At 67.7% G+C, this 9,433-nt stretch carries 8 protein-coding genes; all 8 read left to right on the top strand.

Annotation, left to right across the window (positions count from 1 at the left end; all coding sequences use genetic code 11):
* Positions 1-305, top strand: a 305-nt coding sequence (locus tag AAF604_24415) for a prolipoprotein diacylglyceryl transferase family protein (protein ID MEM7052828.1), incomplete at its 5' end; no start/stop codon positions are given.
* A 16-nt stretch (positions 306-321) separates the two neighbouring features.
* The gene (gene thiD, locus AAF604_24420) at positions 322-1,101 is read left to right on the top strand and encodes a bifunctional hydroxymethylpyrimidine kinase/phosphomethylpyrimidine kinase (protein MEM7052829.1); all 780 of its coding nucleotides are present in this window, start codon (positions 322-324) and stop codon (positions 1,099-1,101) included.
* 182 nt (positions 1,102-1,283) lie between these two features.
* Complete coding sequence (locus AAF604_24425; protein ID MEM7052830.1) at positions 1,284-2,912, top strand: VWA domain-containing protein; 1,629 nt, start codon at positions 1,284-1,286, stop codon at positions 2,910-2,912.
* Positions 2,913-3,067: 155 nt separating this feature from the next.
* On the top strand, positions 3,068-4,780 hold the full coding sequence (locus tag AAF604_24430) for a VWA domain-containing protein (GenBank protein ID MEM7052831.1): 1,713 nt from the start codon (positions 3,068-3,070) through the stop codon (positions 4,778-4,780).
* A gap of 193 nt (positions 4,781-4,973) precedes the next feature.
* Positions 4,974-6,617 (top strand): VWA domain-containing protein, encoded by a 1,644-nt coding sequence (locus AAF604_24435; GenBank protein ID MEM7052832.1) that lies wholly within the window; start codon positions 4,974-4,976, stop codon positions 6,615-6,617.
* A gap of 78 nt (positions 6,618-6,695) precedes the next feature.
* On the top strand, positions 6,696-8,468 hold the full coding sequence (locus AAF604_24440; GenBank protein ID MEM7052833.1) for a VWA domain-containing protein: 1,773 nt from the start codon (positions 6,696-6,698) through the stop codon (positions 8,466-8,468).
* 95 nt (positions 8,469-8,563) lie between these two features.
* Complete coding sequence (locus AAF604_24445; protein ID MEM7052834.1) at positions 8,564-8,986, top strand: phage holin family protein; 423 nt, start codon at positions 8,564-8,566, stop codon at positions 8,984-8,986.
* Positions 8,983-9,183, top strand: coding sequence for a hypothetical protein (locus AAF604_24450; protein ID MEM7052835.1), 201 nt, complete (start codon positions 8,983-8,985; stop codon positions 9,181-9,183). The genes AAF604_24445 and AAF604_24450 overlap by 4 nt, the downstream gene beginning before the upstream one ends.
* The last annotated feature ends 250 nt before the right edge of the window (positions 9,184-9,433 follow it).

The following is a 9,433-nucleotide window of genomic DNA, read 5'->3' on the forward strand; positions in this document are numbered from 1 at the left end:
CGATTCCCGACTCGCAACTGATGGCGGTGCACCCGACTCAGCTCTACGAAACCTTGGCGGCGCTCGTCATCTGGGGCTTCGGGGTGGCCTACTTCCGGCGCCGACCGGGCATCGGGCGCACCAGCGTTTGGGTGATCGGCGCCCTCGCCGTGGAGCGCTTCCTGGTCGAGTTCGTGCGCGCCAAGGATGATCGCTTCTTCGGTGTCCTGACTCTGGCCCAGATCATCAGTGTCCTGGTGGTGATCGTCCTGCTGGTGCTGGCGCGGCGGCTGCCGCGCGAAAGGAAGCGTCATCTCCCGGCGTGAGCCGCCGCCGCGGCTGTTGACCATCGCCGGCTCCGACTCCGGCGGCGGCGCCGGAATTCAGGCGGATCTCAAGACCTTCGCCGCCCACGGTGTCTACGGCATGTCGGTGATCACCGCCATCACGGCCCAGAACACCCGTGCCGTGACGGCGGTGCACGAAGTTCCGGCCGAGGTGGTGGCGGCGCAGATCGATGCGGTTTTCGCAGACCTCGGCGTCGACGCCGTCAAAATTGGCATGCGGGCCAGCGTGCCGCTGGTCTCCACCGTCGCCGAGCGCCTCGCGGCCTGGCTCGAGGAGACGGCCGTTCCGGTGGTGCTCGATCCGGTGATGGTGGCGAAGAGCGGCGATGCGCTGCTGCGCGACGATGCCGTCGCGGCGCTGATCGAGCAGCTATTGCCGCTGGCCACCGTGGTCACCCCGAACCTGCCTGAAGCGCGGCGCCTCACCGGCGTCGACGGTGAGGATCAGGAATCCCGACGGGCGATGGCCCGGGCGCTGTCGGCGCGCGGGCCCGCGGCCCTGATCAAGGGCGGCCACGGCGCGGGCGACGATCTCCAGGATCTGCTCTTCGATGGGCGTGAGTTCCGCCCTTTCGAGCATCGCCGCATCGCCACCCGCAGCGATCACGGCACCGGCTGCACGCTGTCTTCGGCGCTGGCGGCCCGACTCGGTCGCGGCGAGTCGCTGGTGACGGCGGTGCGGGGGAGCATCGACTACCTGCGCGGTGCGCTGGCGGCGGCCTATCCTCTGGGCGCCGGCCGCGGCCCGGTCGACCACCTCTTCGACCTCTCCTGAATCCCCGTCGCACCAAGCTCCGGCCTGTTGTGGAGACGCTGGTCGCCGGCAGCCGTCCCCGGGTGAGGACGGGGGGCCTTGTTCGCTCCTGTTCGCAGACCATGAATTGGCTGGCACAGGGCTTGCTTCAAGACAGCCCCCAAGGTGCTTCGCACCGGGTCATCCAGCGAGGAGGTGCAGCCATGCAGCGAAAGATCTCAGCACTGTTGTTCTCGATGCTATTGCTCGGAGGGGTCGTCGCGTCCCTTTCGGCCCAGGAAACGCCGGGTTTCGGCGACGTCGTGGACGTCAAGGTGGTCAACCTCGAGGTGGTGGTCGAAGACCGCGATGGAGTGCGGGTCACCGGCCTGGCGCCCGAGGACCTGCGCCTGATCATCGACGGCCAGGAGACCGAGATCGCCTTTTTCACCGAGGTACTCGGCGGCCGGGCGGTGGCGGCTCGGGACGGTGCCCTGCCCGGGGCTCCGGCGGCGGTCTCCGGTGAGACCGTCGAGAACCGCTATCTGGTCTTCATCGACGAGTACTTCACCATCGGTCGCGATCGCGACCGGGTCGTCAAGGCGGTGATCGATGGCCTCGGCGAGCTGCGCCCGAGCGACTCCATGGCGGTGGTCGCGTTCAACGGTCGGCGAGTCGAGATGCTGTCGTCCTGGACCTCTTCCCAGCGGCGTCTCGAGGAGGCCCTGCGCGGCGCCCTCGAGCGTCCGACCTTCGGGCTCCAACGGCTCGGCGAGCGGCGCGCCTTCGGCGTCGATCCGGCACGAGGCCTCGGCCGCAGTCCGGTGCGCTTCGGTGGCACCCGTTTGTCGATCGCGGAGCGCGCCTATGCCGGCCAGATCTCGGGCCAGCTCGAACGCACCGTCGACGCTGCCGTCGCCACTCTGCGGGGTTTCGGGCGGCCCTCCGGCCGCAAGGTGATGATGTTGCTCTCCGGAGGCTGGCCGCTGTCGCCGGCGGAGTTCGCGGCCGATGACCTGCTGCGCCCCTTGAGCGCCTACGATGGCTACTCCGGGCGGCACATCTATGGGCCTCTGGTGGACACCGCCAATCGCCTCGGCTTCACCCTCTATCCGGTCGATGTCGCCGGCTTGGAAGGCGGCTTCGGCGCCGATGTCTCCTTCGCCGGTCGCCAGGATAGCCGGTCGACGCGGCGCTCCTTCGAGCGCGAGCGCATCGTCCACGACGCCTTTCAGTACCTCGCCAACGAGACCGGCGGCCGAGCCCTGATCAATGGTCAGCGGCTGCAGGCGGTGAACCGCGTGGTGGAGGATACGCGGTCCTACTACTGGATCGGCTTCGTGCCGAAGAATGTCGGCGACAACCTCGCCTACGAGGTCGAGATCAAGACCCTCAAGCCGGGCCTGAAGGTGCGGACCCGGCGCTCCTACCGCGATCTGTCGCGCACCGCCGAGGTCAGCATGGAGGTCGAGAGCGCCCTACTGTTCGGCGATGCGCCGGCGGCGGAGGGACTGGTGGTCGACGTCGGTGTCCCGGAGCCGGCGGGGCGGCGGCGCATCGAGCTGCCGCTGAGCCTGCAGATCCCGGTGGCGGCGATCACGCCGCTGCCCGAGGCGGACGGTCCGGTGGCCTACCTCGAGCTGCGCATCGCCGCCCTCGACGACAAGGATCGCCGTTCGGACGTCTCGGCCATTCCGATCGAGGTGCGCTTCGACGAGGCGCCGCGGGACAACGGCCTGGTGGCTTGGGAAACCAAGGTCCTGCTGCGTAAGCAGCCGCAAGACCTGGTGGTGGCGGTGCACGATCCCGCCAGCGGCCGCGGCTACATGACGCGCCTGGCGGTCGCTCCCTAGCAGGCTGCTGGCGGGCCCGGGAGGGCCCGGTGGCCAAGCGGGAGGACGACCGACGAAGGATCGGTCGATCGGAACAAGCGCTTCGCTTTTGAGAGTTGTCAATCCAGCAGGCCCGCGGAGGGCCGCACCATGAGGTTACTTCTAGGAGTCTGGTCATGAGCTTCAAGTCTTCGTCAGTTGCACTCTTGGTCGCGTTGGTGGTGCTGTTCGCGGCCGCCGGCAGCGCCCTGGCCCAGGGCGACTCGCCGGATGTCTTCGGAGAGGTCATCGATGTCCGCGTGGTCAACGTCGAGGCGGTGGTCGAAGATCGCGACGGCGTGCGGGTCAAGGGCCTACAGCCGGAGGACTTTCGCCTGATCGTCGACGGCCAGGAAGTGACGGTCGACTACTTCGCCGAGATTCGCGGCGGCGATGCGGTGGCGGCGGTCGGGCCGGAGGCCGTCCCGGCGGTGCCGGCGGCGGTTCCCGGGGAGGCCGTCGGCACCAGCTTCCTGGTCTTCGTCGACGACTTTTTCTCCTTGACCCGGGATCGCAACCGCGTGATCGATGGGCTGATCGCCGATCTCGGCAATCTCGGCCCCGGCGATCGCATGGCGATCGTCGCCTTCGACGGTGAGCGGGTCGAGATGCTGTCGACCTGGAGTGGTTCCCAGAACGCCCTCGAACGCGCCCTGCGGACGGCCCAGAACCGTCCCGCCTTCGCCCTCCAGCGCCTTGCCGAACGGCGGGGTCAGGAGATCGCCCTCGCCGGCCAGGGGAGCGCGCGGCAAGAGATCGGAGGCCTGGTGGGCAATGACCTGCGGGTCGAGGAGCGCAACTACGCGCGCCAGATCGCCAGCCAGGTGGAGCGCTCCGTGACCGCCGCCGTGGCCACCCTACGCGGCTTCGCCCAGCCGCCCGGCCGCAAGGTGATGGTGCTGCTCTCCGGGGGCTGGCCCTTCTCGCCCGAAGCCTATGTCGTCAACGATCCGATTCGCCCCCTCACCAGCCGTCAGACGGGCACCGGCCCGGAAATGCTGGCGCCGCTGGTGGACACCGCCAACCTGCTTGGCTTCACGGTTTATCCGGTGGACGTGCCCGGCCTCGGAGGCAGCTTCGGTGCCGATACGGCGCGCGGCGGCCAGCTACTGTCGTCGGTGGGTGGCAACGTCTTCGGCCAGCAGCCGTCGGACCTCGACATCGAGTCGACCCTGATCAACTCCATCGAGCGTGAGCAGGTAGTGCAGGCGACGCTCTACAAGATTGCCCAGGAGACCGGCGGTCAGGCGCTGATCAACTCGGCCAAGCTCGATGCCCTGTCGTCGGTGGTCGCCGACACCCGCTCCTACTACTGGCTCGGCTTCACGCCCGACCGGCAGCGCGACGATCGTCGCCACGACATTCGCGTCGAGGTCAAGCGCGCCGGTTACAAGGTCCGCGCGCGGGACGGCTTCCTCGACCTGTCGCGCCAGGCGGAGACGGAAATGGCGGTAGAGAGTGCTCTGCTGTTCGACGATCCCGCCGCCCTCGGCCCGCTGGTGGTCGAGATCGGTGAGCTCGAGCGCGCCGGCCGGCGCTTCGTGGAGGTGCCGCTGCGCATCGCGATTCCGGTGGACGGCATCACCGCGGTGCCCTTCGACGGCAAGTACGTCGCCAAGCTCGAGCTGCGAGTGGCGGCCCTCGACGACACCAATCGCCAGTCCGATATCCCGGCCGTGCCGATCGAGCTGCGCTTGACCCGCGAGCCGCGGCCGGGGACGGCGGTGCCCTATGACGCCCGTCTCAAGCTGCGGCGCCAGAAACAGGTGCTGGTGGTGTCGGTGCACGACGCGGTCAGCGGCCGAAACCTGTCGACCAAGGTCGAGGTCGATCCGGCTTCGGCGCGCTGAGTGAACGCGCCCGTCGCCGGCGACGAGCCGGAGATGGGGGGCGGTCGGAGGGGGCCTCGGGCCCTAGTCGCCGTCGCCCCCTGAAAACGGGTCGTCACGACAAGCTCGTACAATGGCAGTCGGTCTCGGCAGCTTCGCGGCTTCTCGCGGGGAGTCGCGAAGCTCTTGCAACGGATTCTTCGAGGAGGTCGCGATGCGCTCCTTCAGCCAGCCTGGGACAAGTCTCTTCGCGCTAATCTCGATCGCTCTGGTGGCGCTGGCCGGCGCGGTCTCGGCCCAGTCCCCCTTCGGTGAGGTGGTCGAGGTCCGGGTGGTCAACGTCGAGGTGGTGGTCACCGACGGTCAGGGGATTCGCGTCACCGGCCTGGCGCCCGAAGACTTCCGCTTGCGGGTCGGTGGCGAGGACGTCGCGATCGATTACTTCTCGGAGATTCGTGGCGGGCGCCTGCAAGAGGTGGCAACGGCCGCCGATGGGGCGGCTCCCCAGCCCGCCACCAGCGTCGGCGGCACCAGCTACCTGGTGTTCATCGACGAGAACTTCTCGCTCCAGACGGACCGTGACCGGGTGCTCGAGTCGCTGCGCGACCAGCTGCCGCAGCTCGGCTCCGACGACCGCATGGCGCTGGTCGCCTTCGACGGTAGCGGTCTCACCATGCTGTCGAGCTGGAGCCAGTCGTCGCGCCAGCTCGACCGGGTGCTGCGCGACGCCATGGCGCGCCCCAGCCGAGGGCAGCTTCTGCAGTCGCAGCTCCACCTCCTGGATCGCGACGATCTCGATATCGAGGCCGTCGCCGCCGCCGAGGACAACGTCGCCTTGATCCAGGACGTCGGAGGGCGGGCCAACCTCAGCCTCGAGAACCTCGCCCTCGGCGAGCGCTGGGCCGCCGAGCTCGAGAAAACCGTCAGCGCCGCCAACGCCACCCTGCGCTCCTTCGCCCGTCCGCCGGGGCGCAAGGTGATGATTCTGCTTTCCGGGGGTTGGCCCTTCTCGCCGGCGACTTGGGTGCAGGGGGAGGAGGTTCCGACCTTCGCCACCGTCGATCTGCCGGACGGCTACGAGCTCTACAACCCCCTGGCGGAGACCGCCAACCGCCTCGGCTACACCCTCTACCCGGTCGATGTCGGCGGCCTGCTGAATGCCGATCTGGTGACCAACAACGAGCTGGCGCGCTTCGATCGCCAGCGCCGCCGGGAGCGGGAGACCCATTCCACCTTCGAATTCTTGGCTCGCCGCACCGGCGGCCGGGCGCTGCTCGACGGCTCGCGGATGGAGGCCTTTTCGCGGGTGGTGGAGGATACCCGCTCCTACTACTGGCTCGGCTTCACGGTCGATCCCGGGGTCGAGGTCGACCGCCGCAAGATTCGCGTCAAGCTCAACCGACCCGGTCTCTCGGCGCGGGCCCGGCGCGACTTCCGGCCGCTGTCGAGCGAAGAAGAATCGACGCTGGCGGTGGAGAGTGCCCTGCTGTTCGGGGATGCGGTGCGCGAGGCTCCCCTGTTGGTCGAAGTGGGGGAGACGGTGCGTCGCGGTCGGCGGCGCATGGAGGTGCCGGTGAAAGTCGCCATTCCCCTCGATCTGGTGACCCTGTTGCCGACCGCCCAGGGGGTCGAGGGCAAGGTCGAGCTGCGCATCGGTGCCCTCGACGACGACGGCAATGCCTCCGACATTCCGATCCTGGACATCCCGGTGCGGTTGGCGAAGGTCCCCGATCCGGGCAAGCTGGCCCTCTTCGAGACCCGCGTCACGCTGCGCCGGGAGCGCAATCGCCTGGTGGTGTCGCTGCTCGACCCGCCGAGCGGGCGGACGGCGTCGACGCAGCTCGATGTGGTGCCCTAGAGGGCGCCACCATCCTTCCTGAAGGCGCCCGGTCTCGTATAATTCGAGGCTGACCCGGATGGACGGAGGAATCACCCCGTGAAAAAACTGACTCGCAGCCTCACCATCGGCCTGATACTCGCCAGCCTCGGCGTTTTTTGTGCCGCGCCTCTCCTTGCCCAGGACTCCAAGGTCACCGCCCAGGAACGCCTTCGTCAGCTCCGCGAAGCGGCTTTGGCGGCCGATGCTGAGGCCGAGAAGACCCAAGATCTCGATGTCTTCGTCGATGTCGTCGAGGTCAATATCGTCAATGTCGAGGTCTACGTCACCGACAAGAAGGGCAACCGCATCACGGGTTTGACCAAGGACGACTTCGAGATCTTCGAGGACGGCAAGCCGATGGCCGTCTCGAACTTCTACGCGGTCGAAGACGGTCGTCCGGTGGAAGGCGAATTTGCCGACATCGTGCCGCCAGAGGAAAGCCCCGAGGCGATCGCCGTCGCGGCTCCCGATCAGGAGCCGGAGCTGCCGCCGGAGCAGCAGCTCTCGCTGGTGATCTACATCGACAACTTCAACATCCGGCCGCCGAACCGCAACCGCGCGCTGCGTGACATTCGGACCTTTCTGACCCGCAACGTCCGGGCGGGCGACCAGGTGATGCTGGTCAGCTACGAGCGCTCGCTGAAGATTCGGCGCCCCTTCACGCGCGATCCTCAGGTGGTGGCTTCGGCCCTCGAGGAGCTCGAGCGCCTCACCGGCTACGCCGCTCAGCGCGATTTCGATCGTCGCGAGACCCTCGACCGCATCGAGGACGCACGTTCTTCCGCCGAAGCCCTGACCTGGGTCCGCGGGTACGCCGAGAACATCCAGAACGACCTGCGCTTCACCATCGGCGCGCTCAAGGAGATCACCAGCTCCCTCGCCGGATTGCCTGGCCGCAAGGCCATTCTCTACGTCAGCGACGGGGTGCCGATGGTCGCCGGCCAGGACCTGTTCCATGCCGTCGACGGCATTCACGGCAGCGGCTCCGGAGCGATCACCGAAGCCTTTGGCTACGACGCCTCGGCGCGCTTTCGGGAGCTCGCTTCGCAGGCCAACGCCAACCGCATCACCTTCTACACCCTGGATGCCGCCGGCCTGCGCGTGTCGAATGCCATCTCGGCCGAGAACAGTCGCTCCGAGCCCCTCGGCATCGAGTCGATCAACACCAGCAATCTGCAGAGCCCGCTGCGCTTCGTGGCGGACACCACGGGCGGCTTCGCGATCGTCAACCGCAACCGATTCGATGGCCTTCTCGAGCGCGTGGCGACCGACTTCAAAACCTTCTACTCCCTCGGCTACCGGGCTCCCGAAGCCGGTCGCGGGCGGTATCACCGCATCAAGGTCAAGCTGAAGAACGGCAAGGGCCTGCGGGTGCGCCACCGGGAGGGTTACCGGGACAAGACCGTCGAGGCCCGCATGGCCGATGGCGCCCTCTCGGTGCTGCACTTCAATTTCGAGCGCAATCCCCTCGGGGCTCGTCTCTTCTTCGGCACCGAATCGCGTCGCGACCGGCGCTTCTTCACCGTTCCCATCGAAGTGCGGATTCCGATCTCGAAGCTGGTGCAGATCCCCCGGGGCGAGACTCACGAATCCCGGCTGCGGCTCTACATCGCCGCCATGGACGATGAGGGAGGGACCTCGCCGGTGCAGCAGCAGGCGATTCCGATCAGCATCCCGACGGACGAAATCGAGAACGCCCGCAAGCAGGACTATGTCTACACCTTGAGCCTCTTGATGCGAGAAGGCGACCACAAGGTCGCGGTGGGCATCCGCGACGAGGTGGCTTCCCAGGAGTCCTTCGTTCTCGGGCAGGTTCGGGTCGGCGGCTGATCCCTTCGGCTCCACTTTTCGCGATCATTGTGGGAGGATGATTTCTCTCGGCGGGGCTCGTCTCGCCGGTGCCTCGACGAACAGGAAATCACCCGATGAAGCCTTGGATCGAACTTTTTCGAGGGCTCGGCAACGCCCTTTTCGACCTGTTGCGGGCCGAGATCGCCTCCCTGCGCAGCGATCTCACCAAGTCCGGAAAGTCGGCCGGAATCGCCTTCGGGCTGCTGCTGGCGGCGGCGATGTTCGCCTTCTGGACCTTGGGGGTGTTGACCTACGCGCTGGTGCAGGTGGTGGCGATCTGGGTGCCGTTGTGGGCCGCGGGGTTGATCGTCAGTGGAGTTTTCGTGTTGGTGGTCACGGTGCTGGCGGCGATCGCGATGTTCAAGCTCAAGCGCCTCGAAAACCCAGGACGGGCGGCGCGTCGACACCTCGACGACGTCCAAGATTGGTGGAACCACCAGCTTTTGGCGGAGGTCGAGCCGAAGGTCCTCGGCGAATCGAAGGAGGAACCCCGATGAGCGAGCAGCGAGAGCGGATCGAGTCCAGTCGCCGACGGGTCGAGGAGAGTCTGCAGGAAGTGCGTTCGGCCCTGTCCTCGGAGCTCGGCTCCTTGGCGCCCCGCCGGCGCGCCTGGATGGTCGGCATTCTCGCCGCCGCCGCCGGGCTGGCCCTCGGCCTGAAGTGGAAGGCCCGCCGCGACAACCGCCGCCGTTAGCAGCCTGCTAGCTGGCTGCTGAAGAAGCCGCGTGGCGGCTTCTTCAGCGCCTGCTGTTTATTTCAGGAGGGCTAAAGGCGCCCCCCTCAGGCGCGCGCGCATGTCGCGCGCCTTCACCCCCGTCCTCGGCGCCTTCGGCGCCGCCTCGGGCTTTCGCCCTCGGTAGCCGCCCGCTGGTTAGCAGCCGGCTGCTTTCTGCCGATAGTTACTTCGGGGCTAAAGGCACCCCCCCCTCAGGCCTGCGCGTTCC

This window comes from Acidobacteriota bacterium (genome assembly GCA_039028635.1).
Taxonomy (GTDB): Bacteria; Acidobacteriota; Thermoanaerobaculia; order Multivoradales; family JBCCEF01; genus JBCCEF01.

Excerpts from the sequence above, each read along its gene's own strand:
- AAF604_24425 (MEM7052830.1), top strand. The coding sequence starts at position 1,284 with ATGCAGCGAAAGATCTCAGCACTGTTGTTCTCGATGCTATTGCTCGGA.
- AAF604_24430 (MEM7052831.1), top strand. The coding sequence starts at position 3,068 with ATGAGCTTCAAGTCTTCGTCAGTTGCACTCTTGGTCGCGTTGGTGGTG.
- AAF604_24435 (MEM7052832.1), top strand. The coding sequence starts at position 4,974 with ATGCGCTCCTTCAGCCAGCCTGGGACAAGTCTCTTCGCGCTAATCTCG.
- AAF604_24445 (MEM7052834.1), top strand. The coding sequence starts at position 8,564 with ATGAAGCCTTGGATCGAACTTTTTCGAGGGCTCGGCAACGCCCTTTTC.
- AAF604_24450 (MEM7052835.1), top strand. The coding sequence starts at position 8,983 with ATGAGCGAGCAGCGAGAGCGGATCGAGTCCAGTCGCCGACGGGTCGAG.